General features: G+C 71.5%; 13 protein-coding genes. 3 read left to right on the forward strand and 10 right to left on the reverse strand.

Annotated features, from left to right (window positions below; all coding sequences use genetic code 11):
- Positions 1–77: 77 nt before the first annotated feature.
- Both pcrA and ACH427_RS05400 read right to left on the reverse strand, forming a co-directional pair.
- Positions 78–2,531: a DNA helicase PcrA gene (gene pcrA, locus ACH427_RS05395; RefSeq protein WP_398868071.1), complete on the reverse strand. Its 2,454-nt coding sequence runs from the start codon at positions 2,529–2,531 to the stop codon at positions 78–80.
- A gap of 101 nt (positions 2,532–2,632) precedes the next feature.
- Positions 2,633–2,986 (reverse strand): hypothetical protein, encoded by a 354-nt coding sequence (locus ACH427_RS05400; RefSeq protein WP_398868072.1) that lies wholly within the window; start codon positions 2,984–2,986, stop codon positions 2,633–2,635.
- Between the two features lie 360 nt (positions 2,987–3,346).
- Here ACH427_RS05400 and ACH427_RS05405 point away from each other — a divergent pair, with 360 nt between their 5' ends.
- On the forward strand, positions 3,347–4,429 hold the full coding sequence (locus tag ACH427_RS05405) for an NlpC/P60 family protein (RefSeq protein WP_398868073.1): 1,083 nt from the start codon (positions 3,347–3,349) through the stop codon (positions 4,427–4,429).
- Between the two features lie 68 nt (positions 4,430–4,497).
- On the opposite strand, the gene ACH427_RS05410 is transcribed toward ACH427_RS05405, so the two are convergent.
- The 4 genes from ACH427_RS05410 to ACH427_RS05425 all read right to left on the reverse strand — a co-directional run bounded on the left by ACH427_RS05410 (position 4,498) and on the right by ACH427_RS05425 (position 9,521).
- Positions 4,498–5,610 carry an alpha/beta hydrolase gene (locus ACH427_RS05410; protein ID WP_398868074.1) on the reverse strand — a complete coding sequence of 371 codons (1,113 nt, stop codon included), beginning with the start codon at positions 5,608–5,610 and terminating at the stop codon, positions 4,498–4,500.
- Between the two features lie 145 nt (positions 5,611–5,755).
- Positions 5,756–6,439 carry a response regulator transcription factor gene (locus ACH427_RS05415; RefSeq protein WP_361529910.1) on the reverse strand — a complete coding sequence of 228 codons (684 nt, stop codon included), beginning with the start codon at positions 6,437–6,439 and terminating at the stop codon, positions 5,756–5,758.
- The gene (locus tag ACH427_RS05420; RefSeq protein ID WP_398868075.1) at positions 6,436–7,701 is read right to left on the reverse strand and encodes a PspC domain-containing protein; all 1,266 of its coding nucleotides are present in this window, start codon (positions 7,699–7,701) and stop codon (positions 6,436–6,438) included. The genes ACH427_RS05415 and ACH427_RS05420 overlap by 4 nt, the downstream gene beginning before the upstream one ends.
- Before the next feature lie 68 nt (positions 7,702–7,769).
- Positions 7,770–9,521 (reverse strand): serine/threonine-protein kinase, encoded by a 1,752-nt coding sequence (locus tag ACH427_RS05425; RefSeq protein WP_398868076.1) that lies wholly within the window; start codon positions 9,519–9,521, stop codon positions 7,770–7,772.
- Positions 9,522–9,630: 109 nt separating this feature from the next.
- Here ACH427_RS05425 and ACH427_RS05430 point away from each other — a divergent pair, with 109 nt between their 5' ends.
- Both ACH427_RS05430 and ACH427_RS05435 read left to right on the forward strand, forming a co-directional pair.
- Positions 9,631–10,938 (forward strand): PspC domain-containing protein, encoded by a 1,308-nt coding sequence (locus ACH427_RS05430; RefSeq protein WP_398868077.1) that lies wholly within the window; start codon positions 9,631–9,633, stop codon positions 10,936–10,938.
- On the forward strand, positions 10,925–11,164 hold the full coding sequence (locus ACH427_RS05435) for a hypothetical protein (protein WP_398868078.1): 240 nt from the start codon (positions 10,925–10,927) through the stop codon (positions 11,162–11,164). Before ACH427_RS05430 ends, ACH427_RS05435 begins: the two co-directional genes overlap by 14 nt.
- A 223-nt stretch (positions 11,165–11,387) precedes the next feature.
- Here the strand turns inward: ACH427_RS05435 and ACH427_RS05440 are convergent, their stop codons facing one another.
- From ACH427_RS05440 to ACH427_RS05455, 4 genes are all read right to left on the reverse strand, one after another.
- Positions 11,388–11,915, reverse strand: coding sequence for a DoxX family protein (locus ACH427_RS05440; RefSeq protein WP_398868079.1), 528 nt, complete (start codon positions 11,913–11,915; stop codon positions 11,388–11,390).
- Positions 11,916–12,091: 176 nt separating this feature from the next.
- A complete protein-coding gene (locus ACH427_RS05445) occupies positions 12,092–13,117 on the reverse strand; it encodes an Ig-like domain-containing protein (protein ID WP_398868080.1) in 1,026 nt (341 codons plus the stop codon).
- 167 nt (positions 13,118–13,284) lie between these two features.
- Complete coding sequence (locus ACH427_RS05450) at positions 13,285–14,073, reverse strand: class II aldolase/adducin family protein (protein ID WP_398868081.1); 789 nt, start codon at positions 14,071–14,073, stop codon at positions 13,285–13,287.
- Positions 14,074–14,160: 87 nt separating this feature from the next.
- Complete coding sequence (locus ACH427_RS05455) at positions 14,161–15,033, reverse strand: alpha/beta fold hydrolase (protein WP_398868082.1); 873 nt, start codon at positions 15,031–15,033, stop codon at positions 14,161–14,163.
- Positions 15,034–15,125 lie beyond the last annotated feature (92 nt).

Raw genomic sequence — 15,125 nt, forward strand, 5'->3', positions numbered from 1 at the left:
CCGGCGCTTGAGGCCACCCCACCGAAAGCACAACGGACCCGCACCGGACAAACAAGAACCCCCCAAGCCCCGCAGGGCTAAAGCTTCTCCACCGGCGCATATCGCAAAAGCAACCGCTTCGGCTTCTCCGAGCCGAAGTCGACCGTCGCCTCCGCGTTGTCGCCGCTGCCCTTGACCGCGACGACCGTGCCCAGGCCGAAGGAGTCGTGCGTGACGCGGTCGCCGACGGCGAGTGCCACGACCGGCTTCTCCTTGGCGCGCCGGGTCGCGAAGCCGCTCGGGCCCGCCTTCGTGCTGCCGCGCGAGGACGAGAAACCGGGCGTGAGCCCCGAGACCGCGCCCATCGACGCGGACGGCGTCGAGGGGCCCGTACGGCGCCACTGGAGATACTGCTCGGGGATCTCCTCGAGGAACCGCGACGGCGGGTTGTACGAGGGCTGGCCCCAGGCGCTGCGCATGCTCGCCCGGGTCAGATACAGGCGCTCACGCGCCCGGGTGATGCCCACATAGGCGAGCCGCCGCTCCTCCTCCAGCTCCTTCGTCTGGCCGAGGGCGCGCAGGTGCGGGAAGACGCCGTCCTCCAGGCCGGTGAGGAAGACGACGGGGAACTCCAGGCCCTTCGCGGTGTGCAGGGTCATCAGCGTGATCACGCCGGTGCCCTCGGTGTCCTCGTCGGGGATCTGGTCGGAGTCCGCGACCAGCGCGACCTTCTCCAGGAACTCCGCCAGCGTGCCCTGCCCCTCCTCGCCCTCCCGCTCCTGCTCGAATTCCAGGGCGACGGCCGCCAGTTCCTGGAGGTTCTCGATGCGGGTCTCGTCCTGCGGGTCGGTGGACGCCTGGAGCTCGGCGAGATAGCCCGTGCGCTCCAGCACCGCCTCCAGCACGGTCGCGGGCCCGGCCCCCGACTCGACGACGGTGCGCAGCTCCTCCATCAGGACGTTGAAGCGGTTGACCGCGTTCGCCGAGCGCGCGGCCATGCCGTACGCCTCGTCCACACGCCGCAGCGCCTGCGCGAAGCTGATCTTCTCGCGGAGGGACAGCGCGTCGATCATCGCTTCGGCGCGCTCGCCGATGCCGCGCTTGGGGACGTTGAGGATGCGCCGCAACGGCACGGTGTCCTCGGGGTTGGCGAGCACCCGCAGATACGCGAGGACGTCGCGGACCTCCTTGCGCTCGTAGAACCGCACGCCGCCGACGACCTTGTAGGGCAGGCCGACGCGGATGAAGATCTCTTCGAAGACACGCGACTGGGCGTTGGTGCGATAGAAGATCGCGACGTCGCCAGCCTTGGCGTCGCCCGCGTCCGTCAGCCGGTCGATCTCGTCGGCGACGAACTGCGCCTCGTCGTGCTCGGTGTCGGCCACATAGCCGGTGATGGACGCGCCCGCGCCGGCCTCGGTCCACAGGTTCTTCGGGCGGCGGTTCTGGTTCCGCTCGATCACGGCGTTGGCGGCGCTGAGGATCGTCTGCGTGGAGCGGTAGTTCTGCTCCAGCAGGATCGTGGTGGCGTCCGGATAGTCCTCCTCGAACTGGAGGATGTTGCGGATCGTGGCACCGCGGAAGGCGTAGATCGACTGGTCGGCGTCACCGACGACGCACAGCTCGGCGACGCCGTCCTCGGGGGCGTTCTCCGCGGTGCCGACCAGCTCGCGCACCAGGGTGTACTGCGCGTGGTTGGTGTCCTGGTACTCGTCGACCAGCACGTGCCGGAAGCGGCGGCGGTAGTGGTCGGCCACGTCCGGGAACGCCTGGAGCAGGTGGACCGTGGTCATGATGATGTCGTCGAAGTCGAGCGCGTTGGCCTCGCGTAGCCGCGACTGGTACATCGCGTACGCCTGGGCCAGCGTCTTCTCGAAACCGTCGGCCGCCTGACCGGCGAAGGTCTCCTCGTCGATCAGCTCGTTCTTGAGGTTGGAGATCTTCGCGCTGAACGACTTCGGCGGGAACTTCTTCGGGTCGAGGTCGAGGTCCCGGCAGACGAGCGCCATCAGCCGCTTGGAGTCGGCGGCGTCGTAGATCGAGAAGGAGGAGGTGAAGCCGAGCTTCTTGCTCTCACGGCGCAGGATCCGCACGCACGCGCTGTGGAAGGTCATCACCCACATCGCGTGGGCGCGCGGGCCGACGAGCTCCTCGACGCGCTCCTTCATCTCGCCCGCGGCCTTGTTGGTGAAGGTGATCGCGAGGATCTGGCCGGGGTGGACGTGGCGGGCGCCCAGCAGGTGGGCGATGCGGTGGGTGAGCACGCGCGTCTTGCCGGAGCCGGCGCCCGCGACGATCAGCAGCGGCGAGCCCGTGTGCACGACGGCGGCGCGCTGCTGGTCGTTCATCCCCTCCAGCAGTGCGGCGGGGTCGACGGCGGGCCGGGCCGCGCCGTCGCGGTAATACGCCTCGCGGGGCACGGGCGCGTCGAAAGCGCCCCCGAAGAGGTCGTGCGGCACCGGCTCCGGGGCCGCGTCCTCCGGGGGCGGCGGGGGCTCCTCGCCGCTGGGGCCGAGATCCGCCAGGAAGCTGTCGTCAAAGAGGCTGCTCATCGCCTCCCGAGTCTAGGCCGCCCCACTGACAGCCGGTCCCACTTCCCCGGGCACCCCGTGAATCGGCCATGATCCGTGCGGGGTCCGGGGCCCGAGGGGGCTTACGTCCAGAGCAGCGCGATGAAGATGTTGGCCACGGTCAGCGCGCCGACCGTGCCGAAGGCGGCCGCCTCGACCTTCTCCTCGTCGCGCTTCACATAGACCAGCCCGAGGATCACGATCAGGAACGCGAGCTTCACGCCGATCTTGAAGGTGTCCAGGGTGTAGCCCTGGGCCTGGTTGAGGCCGACCAGCGCCATGCCGGTGACCAGCATGGTCAGGGCCCCGTGCAGCATCGCCGGGACCATGCGCGCCTCGCCCTTGCCCATGGCCTTCATCTGGGTCATGAAGCCGCCGAGCAGGGCGGCGATGCCGATGATGTGGAGGCCGACGACGGCGTGAATGAGTACGTCCATGAGGCCGACCCTAGCCGGGGCCATAGCACCCCCCGGCAGTCAGGTAAGGCTCAATCGCCACTTCGATCACTCACGGCATATATCCATCCGTACCAACGCGTTCCGCTTGATCAACTCCAGTCGCGTCATGGCCGATTCACGCCAGTAGCGGTCATGTGCGTTCTCGGGCGTGACCCCTCGGTTTAGCGTCCTGCCCCAGACAGCGGCGGTCCGTGTTCTCTCCCTCCCTGCGGGCCGCCGCCGTCCGCGCCGCGGGGCCCGCACGGGCCGTACGGCAGGACCGGGACAAGCCAGCACCACCAGCGCGAACCGCACCACCAGCACCATCAGCCGGTGTGGAAGAAGGAAGTGACGGCCGACGTGGCATCGCACCGAAAGCCCAAGCAGCACCCGCTCGCCAGCAGCACCGTGCGGACCGCGGCCACCCTGGCCCTGGCGGGCGCGGCCACCGCCACCCTCCTCGACGGCACCGGCCATGCCGCGCCCCGCCCGACCACCGCCCAGCTGCGGGACCAGGTCGACCGCTTCTACCAGCAGGCCGAGGCCGCCACCGAGCGCTACAACGGCGCCAAGGAGAAGGCCCGCGCCGCGGAGACGGCCCTTGACGGCCTCCAGGACGAGGCAGCCCGCAAGACCCAGAGGCTCAACGCCGCCCGCGACGCGCTGGGGTCCGTGGCCACCGCGCAGTACCGCGACGGCAGCATCCCCACGAGCGTGCAGCTCCTGCTGTCCTCCACGCCCGGCCAGTATCTGGACCGGGCCGCCCTCGCCGACCAGGCGGGCAGCCGCGAGGCCGTCGCCGTCGACCGCTTCCGGCACGAGCTGCGGGACGTCCAGCAGGTGCGGACCACCGCCGACGGCCGGCTCGCCGAGCTCAAGCGCCAGCAGGCGTCGCTCGCCCGCGACAAGCAGACCATCGAGGCGAAGCTCAACGACGCCCAGCAGCTGCTGGACCAGATGCCCGCACCGGCCCGCGCGGCCGTCGAGCAGGGCGACATCACCTCCGCCCCCGCACACGGCGTGGCGGCCGTCGTGCCCGCCGCGGCCCGCACGGTCCACGCCGTCGCCCAGGGCGGCGAGGCCCAGGCCCCCACCGAGCGCGCGGCCAAGGCCGTGGCCTTCGCGTACGCCGCGCTCGGCAAGCCGTACGTCTGGGGGGCGACCGGTCCGTCGGCGTACGACTGCTCCGGTCTGACGCAGGCCGCGTGGCAGGCGGCGGGGGTGTCACTGCCGCGTACGACCTACACCCAGATCAACTCCGGGCGGCGCGTCGCCCGGGGGCAGCTGAAGCCTGGGGATCTGGTGTTCTTCTACTCCGGCGTCAGTCACGTCGGCATCTACGTGGGCGGCGGCCAGATGATCCATGCGCCGCATCCGGGGGCGCCGGTGCGGTTGGCTCCTGTCGATGAAATGCCGTTTGCCGGGGCGGCGCGGCCGGCTTGAGGGTGCGGGCGCGTTGCCGGGTGCGGGTGGGTGCCGCCTGCGGCGGGCTTTTCCCCTGTCCGCCCCGCCTACTGCACCCTCTTCGTCAGCCACCGGAAGACGTCCGGCACCTGCCGCTCCCATACCGCCGTGCCATGGCCGCCCGCCCCCGCCGGGACCTTCACCACGTCCACCGTCGTCGGCGCCTTGGCCGCCTGCTTGAGGGCCATGCCTCCCTGATAGCCGTCGTCCTCCGCGCCGGAGACGAAGAGGGCCACGCGCGGCGGCGTCTTCGCGCGCTGGAGCATCTTCCAGGGGTTGTTCTCGTCGCGCAGCTCGGGCGTCTTGGCGGTCAGGGAGGCCGACTCGCCGGCGGGGTCGTTGTAGCCGGAGAGGCTGACGCCGGCGCGGTAGCGGTCGGGGTGGGCGATGGCCAGCTTCGCGGCGCAGTGGGCGCCCGCCGAGTAGCCCGCGACGGCCCAGCCGTCCGGCTTCTCCTCCGCGCGGAAGTTGTCGACGACCATCTTGCGGACGTCGACGCTCAGCCAGGTGTCGGCGTTGACCTTGCCGGGGATGTTGGCGCAGCCGGTGTCCACGTCACCGAGCAGGGTGGTGCGCGGGGCCACGATGATGAAGGGCGCGACCTCGCCCTTCTCCATCATCGGCTTGAGCTGCGTGTTGACCTCCAGCGAGCCGAACCACGCCTTCGCCGACCCGGGGAAACCGGGCAGCACCTCGACGACGGGGAACTTCTTGTCCCGGTAAGCGGGGTCGTCGTACTGCGGCGGCAGCCAGACGTAGACCTCGCCCTCCACGCCCGATATGTGCCCCTTGAGCTCGGTCTGCCGCACACCGGCGCCCATGCGCTTGTCCGACACGGGCGTGAACTTCTGGAGCACCTTCGGCTCGTCCTGCACGGACTTGCCGCCGGTGCCGTCGGGCCCGAGGTCGGCCGCGGCCCGCACATGGTTGCCGGTGCCGAGGAGGTCGGCCCAGTTGTCGAAGAGCCCGTTGGCGTTGTTGACGATCACGAACACCAGCGTGATCGCGGTCGCCTGCGCGAACAGCAGCATGAAAAAGCGGGTGACGTGACGTACGGCCTTGGGCCCGCCGACCCTGCCCCACAGGGTCAGCGGCACGGCGAGGGCGACCACGACCAGCACGATCGTGGTGAGGAGGAAGGGCGTCCCCGTCAGGCTCATCGGGCTCTCGTTTCGGATCGTAGGGCCCGGTCCGGGCCCCGGCCCTACGGGAGTGAGAGCCTCTCGCCCGTTCTAGATGGCCTGGAGGCCGCGCGGGTTCCCGCCCGCCCGGCCGCCGGGCACAGCGGACGGGCGGGCGGCCGCCTCAGACCAGCCTGCGGGCGGTGGCCCAGCGGGTCAGCTCGTGGCGGTTGGACAGCTGGAGCTTGCGCAGCACCGCGGAGACATGGGACTCCACCGTCTTCACCGAGATGAAGAGCTGCTTGGCGATCTCCTTGTACGCGTAGCCGCGCGCGATCAGGCGCAGCACCTCGCGCTCGCGCTGGGTGAGGCGGTCCATGTCCTCGTCGACCGGCGGGGCGTCGGTGGAGGCGAAGGCGTCGAGGACGAAGCCCGCGAGCCGTGGGGAGAACACCGCGTCGCCGTCCTTGACCCGGAAGACGGCGTCGACGAGGTCCGTGCCGGTGATGGTCTTGGTGACGTAGCCGCGGGCACCGCCGCGGATGACGCCGATGACGTCCTCGGCGGCGTCCGAGACGGACAGCGCGAGGAAGCGCACCGGCCGCTCCGGGTCGGCCATCAGCGGGGCGCTGCGGCGCAGCACCTCGACACCGCCGCCGCCGGGGAGGTGGACGTCCAGAAGGACGACCTCGGGGCGGGTCGCGGTGATGACGGTGATCGCCTGGTCGACGTCGGCGGCCTCCCCGACCACCTCGACGCCCGTGCGGTCGGTGGCGCCGATCTCCGCCTGCACGCCGGTCCGGAACATCCGGTGGTCGTCCACGAGCACCACTCGCACATGGCGCTCCGCCGTCTCTTCGGTCGTCATGACGCCCTCTCCATTTCCAGCTCCACTTCGGTTCCCCCGCCGGGCACGGACCGCAGTCTCGCCGTGCCGCCGTTGCGCTGCATCCTGCCGATGATGGACTCGCGGACGCCCATCCGGTCGTCCGGTACCGCGTCCACGTCGAAGCCCGGGCCGCGGTCGCGCACGGAGACGAAGACCGTGCGCCCCTCGACCTCGGCGTAGACCTGGACGGCGCCGCCCTCGCCACCGTACTTGGCGGCGTTGACCATGGCTTCACGGGCGGCCTGCATCTGCGCGGCCAGCCGCTCGTCCAGCGGGCAGTCGCCGACCACGACGACCTCGATCGGGACGCCGTGGTGGTCCTCGACCTCGGCGGCGGCGGCCTTGACCGCGTCGGCGAGGGTGGTGGGCTCCTGCGCCTCGTCCTTGCCGCGGCCCTCGGGCCGGTAGAGCCAGGCGCGCAGCTCGCGCTCCTGCGCCCGGGCGAGGCGGGCGACCTCGCGGGGGTCCTCGGCGTTGCGCTGGATCAGGGTGAGGGTGTGCAGGACGGAGTCGTGGACGTGGGCGGCGACCTCGGCCCGCTCCTGGGCGCGGATGCGCATGGTGCGCTCGGCGGAGAGGTCCTGGGTCATCCGCACGACCGAGGGTCCGGCCAGCAGCGCTATGCCGACGAGGACGGCCAGTGACGCCTGGAGGACGGTGCCCAGGTGCTCGGCCGAGCCCTGGAGTACGACGATGCCGGTGACGCCGACGCCCGCGAGCACGACGCCGGCCGCGCCGCGCGCGAGCGGCAGGACGCGCTTGCGGCGGCTGACCTCCATCCAGTGCGCGCGCCGGGCGTTGTCGGCCTGCCGCCAGACGAGGGCCACGCCGGCGCCGACCAGGAGCATGGGCCAGATATAGGCGTTGGCGCGGCCGAGGTGGAGGTTGTCCACGAAGATCGCGCCGCCGATGACGAGCGCGATCAGCGCGAAGACCTGCCCGCGGTCGGGCTTGCGGGCGAAGAGGCGCCGCGGCCCGTCGGGGTAGGTCTCCACGGGCGCGGGACGGGGGGCGTCGACCCCGCCGACGCCGAGCGGGACGACGAACCAGAAGACGGCGTAGAGCACCGCGCCCATGCCCTGGGCGAGCAGCAGCGCGAGGAAGACGATGCGCACCCACGAGACCGGCACGCCGAGGTGCCCGGCGAGACCGCGCGCCACGCCGCCCAGCATCCGCCCCTCCGCGCTGCGGTAGAGCTTGCGCAGGGGGCGGTCTTCGGTATGGGGGGTGGCGGTGGTCATGGTCCGATCGTCACACGGGGAGGCGGGCGGGAGCATCAGGGTCGACCCTGACAAGACCCGGGGGCGGGCTACCGCTTGGGGCGGAATCCGTCGCTCACCACGTCGAACACGGGCCGGTAGCGGTCCCAGTCGGCCGAGGGGGCCGAGAGGTAGATCGCGTACTCGCTGCCGCCCTCCTTCCCGAAGCCGAGGTCGATCGCGCGGTACTCGCGCGCCCGGCCCTGGAAGGTGAACTCCCAGACCGCGGCGGGCTCCCCCCGGAAGGACGTCTCCTGCATCCGTCCCCGTTTGTAGCCGTTGACCTCGGTCTTGAGCTGGTCCTCGACGTCCTTCCAGTGCTGGAGGTGGTCGGGTCCGGCGAAGTCCAGCACGTTGATCTTGAGGCCGACGCGGGTGGTGCGGTCGAGGTAGTCGACCTCCACCGCCGACTTCTCCTGCCGGGTCCACCCGTCGGGCACGGGGAAGGACACGCCGAGCCTCTTCTCCTCCACGAGGTGATAGCCCGCCGGCACGGGCGGCGGTGAGTAAGAGGAGGCGGACGGGGAGGGTTTCGGCCCCGGCCGGGGCCCGCCGGACGCGGCCTCCTTGCCGGGCTCGTCACGGGCCACGGCCTCGTCGGAGGTCCCGCCGTCCTCGAAGTGGACGTACAGGCCGCCGGCGACCCCCGCGAGGGCGACCACGGCCACCGCGCTCCACAGGAGCGCGCGTCCCTTGCGGGCCCTGCCGCCAGGGGGCGCGGGCGGTCCGGCGGGCGCGGCCTCCGTCCTGGCCTCCGTCGCCGCCTCACCCGCGGTACGGACGGCGTCCGCGCGGGGCCCGGCCTGCGTGCGTGCGGTGTCGTCCGTACGGGTCCCGGGCCCGGCGGCGTCCGCGGGCGCCGGCTTCTCCTCGGCGGCGGACGGAACCACCGGCTCCGAGAGTGCCGGGTGCACCGCCGTCTCCGATTCGGCGGCCGGCTCCCGCAGGATCTGCTCGGCCAGCTCAGCCGGGGGCCGCAGCGCCGGGTCCTTGGCCAGCAGCGTCTCGACCAGCCTGGTGAGCGGCCCCGCGTGGCGCGGCGGCGGCAGCGGGTCCATGGCGATCGCGTAGGCCGTCTCGACGGCGGTGTCCTTGCGGAACGGCGGCCGGCCCTCCAGCGCCTGGTAGAGCGTGGCGCCCAGCGCCCACAGGTCGGCGGCGGGGCCCGGCTTGGCGCCCTTGACCCGCTCGGGCGCGATGTAGTCGATGGAGCCGACCATCTCGCCGGTCTTGGTCAGCGTCGAGGTGCCGGTGGACTGCGCGATGCCGAAGTCGGTGAGCACGACCCGCCCGCCCTCGCCGAGCAGGACGTTGCCGGGCTTGACGTCGCGGTGCAGCACGCCGGCCGCGTGGGCGGCGCGCAGGGCGGCGATCATGCCGCGGCCGATCCGGGCGGCCTCGTCAGGGGTGATCGTGCCGCTCTTGAGGACGTCGCCGAGCGTCGTCGACGGCACATACTCCATGACGATGCAGGGCAGGCCCCGGTCCTCGACCACGTCGTGGACGACGACCACATTGGGGTGGTTGATCCGGGCGGCGCTGCGGGCCTCGCGGCGGGTGCGCTCGTAGAGGGTGGCGAGCTCGTCCTCGTCCAGATAGTGCGCGACGTGCAGTTGTTTGAGGGCGACCTGACGGTCCAGCAGCGAGTCCTCGGCGCGCCAGACGGTGCCCATGCCGCCCCGGCCTATCCGCTCGAGCAGCCGGTACCGGCCGGCGACCAGCCGCCCCCGGTCCTCCCCCGGCCCGGCCGCCGCGGACCCGGACGCTGACTCAGACACCGTGCTCCCCTCCGCTTCCCCCATAAGTGTTCGATGCGCCACGATATCCGGCGCCGTCTCAGGGGCGATCTCAGGGAACGGCCAGGGTTGAGAGGTGTGCCGAAAGCGCGTTCCGGTTGACACCATGTTCTGTATGACCGACACACCCACCACCGAGGACGCCCGGCAGGGCGGCGCGGTTCACGGCTCCCCGCCGGAAGTCCGGCCACCGCTGCGGCGCAGCCGTGAGCACAAGGTGGTCGCCGGCGTGTGCGGCGGCCTCGGCCGCTGCTTCGACCTCGACCCCGTGATCTTCCGGGTGGTGCTGGGCGTACTCGCGGTCACCGGTGGCCTCGGCCTGATCGTCTACGGCTTCGCGTGGCTGCTCATCCCGCAGGAGGGCGAGGAGGAGAACGAGGCCAAGCGGCTGCTGTCCGGGCGCGTCGAAGGCCCGGCCCTGACCGCCGTGCTGTGCGCCCTGGTGGGCTGCGGCCTCTTCCTCTCCATGCTCAACAACAGCGCGGTGATGTCCTTCGCGCTGATGCTGACCGTCGCCCTGGCCGGCGCGGCCTACTGGTCGAGCCACCGCCACCGCCCGGAGGCCCCCGAGGAGGCGGCCGCTACCGCGCAGAAGCCGCAGAAGACGGTGGAGGCTCCCCCGGAGACCAAGGCGCCGCCCGCCCCGGGCACGCCGTCCTGGTGGCGCGACCCGATCGTCAAGGACGGCACCACGGGCCCCATGGGCACGCGGACCGGCTATCTGTGGGGCCCGGACGACGGTCCGTACGACAAGGAGACCGCCGAGCGCACCCGCTCCCGCCCGGTCCGCCGCCCCCACCCGCTCGGCGGCTGGATCTTTCTGCTGGCCCTCCTCCTCTTCGCCCTGGGCACCGGTCTGACCTGGCACCACAAGCCGCTGGGCACCAGTCTGGAGACCGGCCTGGCCCTCGCCCTCGGGGCTTACGGCCTCGGTATCGTGATCAGCTCGCTGTACGGCCGCACGGGCGGCGGCACGGTCGTCATGGCCGTGCTGACGGCGCTGCTGCTGAGCGGCGCGGCCGCGCTGCCCAAGTCGGTCACCACCGACTGGACGCGGTCCACCTGGCACCCGGCGAGCGCGGCCTCCGTGCAGGACTCCTACCGGGTGGGCAGCGGCGTGGGCGTGCTCGACCTGACCGGCCTCCAGTGGCCGAAGGACGCCCCGGTCCGCACGGCCGCCGAGGTCGGCGCGGGACAGCTCAAGCTGGTGGTCCCGGAGGACGTGACGACGAAGCTGACCGTCGACGTGGGCGTCGGCGACGTCCGGATGCCCGGCGGGGGCCACGACAACGTCGACATCAGGCCGAACCAGAAGCAGCACCTGACATTGGAGCCCCGCGTCGGGCAGTCCTCGCGCGGCACCTTGGAGATCCGGTTGAAGGTCGGCATCGGCCAGGTGGAGGTGGACCGTGCGACGGCATGAATTCGAGCCGGGCAAGGTCGTCGTCGGACTGGTGCTGCTGGGCGGCTGCTTCGCCTATCTGGCCCTGGCCCACGGCACGTGGCACTTCCCCTCCTACGCTCTGCTGCCCGCCCTGGGCATCGGCTTCTGCGCGGCCGGTCTGGTCTCCTCCCTCACCTTCGCGCTGCGCCGCCACCGGGCCCGCGGCGGCGACTCGCCCGACCCGCTGGACCGGGACCCGCGCTGAATCCGCCCCCGCGCGGGAGCGGCTTGACCTTGACCTCACGGACGTCCTCGACGGCCGCTGAATCCGCCCGCGGGCGGGAAGGGCGCCGACACCGATGTCCGTGAGGGCACACCGTCGCCGCATCCACGCGGAAGGGGCACACGGGACACCACGCGGCCCGACGAGCAGCGGGAGAGTCGCCGCATCCACCCGCACGCGGGAGGGGTGCAAGGCTCACGCCCCGTCAGCTGAAGAGCCTCCCCCGTCGCGCGTGGTCCCGGTGGCCGCGGGACCATATGGCGTCGACGGACAGATAGGGCGCGCCCGCGAGCACCAGGGGCAGCCAGGCCATCAGATAGGCGAGGTCGTTGCCGTAGTAATACGGCGTGGACGACCAGCTCACCGTCATCCACAGGCTCAGCGAGATCAGGGCGCCGCCCGCCGCCGCGACCCGGGCGAGCAGGCCGAGGAGGGTGCCTATGCCCACCGCCAGCTCGCCGAGGGCTATGGCGTACCCGAAGCCGACCGGGCTCTTCAGCGCGAGGTCGGCCAGGGCCGGGATCGCGCTCGAATCCCGCACCGAGTGGAGCAGTTCACCGAGGGAGCCCGGCCCGCTGCTCGCGAGGAAGGCCGAGTCGGTGAGCTTGTCGAGCCCCGCGTAGATGAAGGTGACGCCGAGGAAGATCCTCAGCGGCAGCAGGGCATACCGCGAGAGCGTGGACCGCCGCTCACCGCTGCCGCCCACCGCCTCCCCGCGACCCAGGAATGACATACCGTCCGCCGCCTCTCCGTCTTTGTCGTCATCCGACCATACGTACGGAAGGCGGTGCCTGTTCAGCCCTGTGGATAACCCGCCTGTGGACAACGCATCGTCGTCACCCGAAGGGCTGGCGGATTTCTCAGCCGGTCTTCCCGGCCTGTCTTCCCGGCCTCCTCTCAGCTGCCTTCTCAGCCCGTGCGGACGCCCAGCGCGCTGCCCTCCAGCCACTCCTGCCAGCTGAGGTTCCAGTCGCCGTAGCCGTTGCCGAAGTGGTCCATCGGCTTCGGCTTGGAGCTGCCGGTGACCTGCACGACGTCGCCCTTGAGGCTCAGCCCGTACAGCCACTTGGCGTCGGCGGTCGACATGCCGATGCAGCCGTGGCTGACGTTCTCCTTGCCGAAGGACTCGGCGTTGTCGGGGGCCGCGTGCACGTACTCGCCGCTGATCGTCTCGCGCATGCTGAAGTCGTACGAGCCGTAGAACCCGTCGGGGTGGTTGCGCGGGATGCCGATGGACAGCGAGTCCATGACGACCCGGCCCTCCTTGGCCAGGATGGTCTTGATGCCGTCGCGGGTCTGGAAGTTCTTCGACTCGTCGCCGCCGCTGATGGGGATGGTCCGCAGCGTCTCGCCGTTGCGGACGACCGTCAGCTTGTGGGCCTTGAGGTCCACGGTGTTGATCATCGAGTCACCGACGGTGAAGGAGACCGTGCGGTCGCCGCCGCCCGCGGCCGTCCCTTCGGCGAGCTTGACGCCCGCGAGGCGCGCGTCGAGCGTGACCTTGGTCCCCGCCGGCCAGTACTTCTCGGGACGGAAGTGGACGCGGGTGTCACCCTTGGTCTCGTTCCAGTGCCAGGCGCCCAGGACCTTCGGCGAGGTGGAGACCTTCAGCCGGCCCTCGATGCCCGCGCGCAGTTCCTTGGAGACCTTCTGCTGCTTGAAGACCAGGGCGATGGGCTGGCCGACGCCGACCTTCTCACCGTTCGCGGGGGCTGTCTCCGGGCGTACGACCTTCGCCGCGTTGGTCAGCGTCTGAGCGGCCGGGGCGGGCTTCTCCGTGACGGGCGTGGCGGAAGGGGACGGCGATGCCGGCGCGGACGAGGAGGACTTCGCGGCGGGCCGCTCCTCGGCCTCGGCGCCACCGCCGCAGCCGGTGACGGCCAGCCCTGCCAGGGCCAGGGCGACGGGCAGCCCGACGGAACGGGAGAGGCGCATGGTTCTCCAACCGGTTCATTGCTTCCAGGCATGGCGGAGCCGAGGCGGCGAAGCCCCGGCTCCCGACCATCGTAAGCAGGGCGAATGCCCCGAAAAGGCGCCCGGAAGAACGAGTGACCCCCGCCTGTCGGCGGGGGTCCGGCCACCGGCCGTCGACGCCGCCGGCCTCAGCTCAGCAGCTCGGGCTCGCTCCGCGTGATCTGCTCGTAGAGCGGCTGGTAGTTGATCCACGCGGCCAGGTCGTTGCCCAGCTTCTCCCGGGTCTCCTCGGCGTGCGCGGCGTCGATGTGCACCGGCTTCCCGGCGGCCTTGGCCAGCAGCTGCACCTGGCACGAGCGCTCCATGGTGATGAACCACCAGGCCGCGGCGTCCACGGAGTCCCCGACCGTGAGCAGCCCGTGGTTCCGCAGGATCACGGCCTTGTGCGGCCCCAGGGTGGTCGCGATGCGGCGGCCTTCCTCCAGGTCCACGACGACCCCCGTGTAGTCGTCGAACAGCACGTGGTCCTGGTAGAAGGGGCAGACGTCCTGCGTGATCGGTTCCAGCAGCTCCCCGAGGGCGGACAGCGCCCGCCCGTACGTGGAGTGGCTGTGCGCGGCGGCCACGACGTCCGGGCGAGCCTGGTGGATCTGCGAATGGATCGCGAACGCCGCCTCGTTGACGTGGTGGTGCCCCTCCACGACCCGCCCGTCGTGGTCGACCATGATCAGATCGCTGACGGTGATGTGCTTGAAGGACATCCCGAAGGGGTTCACCCAGAAGCAGTCCGTGAACTCCGGGTCCCGCGCGGTGATGTGGCCCGCGACGCCCTCCTCGAAGCCGAACCGCCCGAAGATCCGCAGCGCGGCGGCCAGCCGTTCCTTGCAGTGCCGCCGCTCGTCCTCGACATTCTCGTGCTTCGGCGGCAGCGCGAACCGGAGCTGATCCGCGGGTACGGGCTCGGGCCTTGGCGACATGAGCTTCTCCTTACGATGCGCGCGGTTCCGTACGCCTCGGAAGCTACCTCCGGGTAGGCGAGGAGGACAGGGGCGCGGCACCACGGATCACACACGCGCCGTGTGCGCCAGGATCGCGTCGGCGAGCGGCCCGAGGCACTCGCGTGGCAGCGCGTGCCCCATGCCCGGCATCCGCACCAGGCGGGCGGCGCCGATGGCCTGCTGGAGGTGGCTCGGGTGCGGCGGCGGGAAGACGGGTTCGGCCGGGGCCTCGACGATGAGCGTGGGAACGGTGTTACGCGCCAGCTCGTCCGTGCGCAGCATGTCGGAGTGGTCGGCGCGCCCATGGGCGGTGGAGACGTCGTAGCGCCCCGCGTGTTCGATGATCCGGCGTTCGCGCTCGCGCATCTCGTCCGCGTGGAAGGGGAGGTCGGTGCCGCTGAGCACCTGCCAGTGCTCCACACGCCGGTCGAGCTCGGCCTCCAGGCCGTGGTCCTCGACGGGCCGCGCCCACATCTCCAGCACGCGCGGGTCGATGGCCGGCAGGTCGGCGGCGGCGGTCTCCGTGCCGTCGGGAGCGGTCAGCGGCTTCTCGCTGAGCGCGCAGGTGCTGAAAAGGGTGGCACTGAGGATGCGCTCCGGATGGTCGGCCAGCAGCAGCTGGGCCAGCATGCCGCCGAGTGACATCCCGACGACATGGGCGCGTTCGACGCCGTACGCGTCCAGGACGGCGAGCGCGTCCTCGGCGAGGTCGTTGATGCGGTAGGGGTGCGCGTCGTACGACCAGGTCGAGCGGCCCGCGTCGCGGTGGTCGTAGCGGATCACCTGATGCCGGACCGCCAGCGCGTCGACCAACTCCTCGGGCCAGCCCAGGCCGGACGCCTGCGCGCCCATGATCAGCAGCAGCGCGGGCGCGTCGGCGGGCCCACGCGCTTCGCTCCACAGGTGCACGTCGGGGGCGACGTCGACGGTTTGCTGCATGGCGGTTCCTCCTGCGAGGGTTCGACGACTCACATTCGAAACGATACGTTTCGTCTCGCCATGCGCGCAAGAGAAAAGCGGCGCCCTGGGGC

The organism is Streptomyces sp. NPDC020379, assembly GCF_044387105.1.
In the GTDB taxonomy this organism is placed as follows: Bacteria; Actinomycetota; Actinomycetes; order Streptomycetales; family Streptomycetaceae; genus Streptomyces.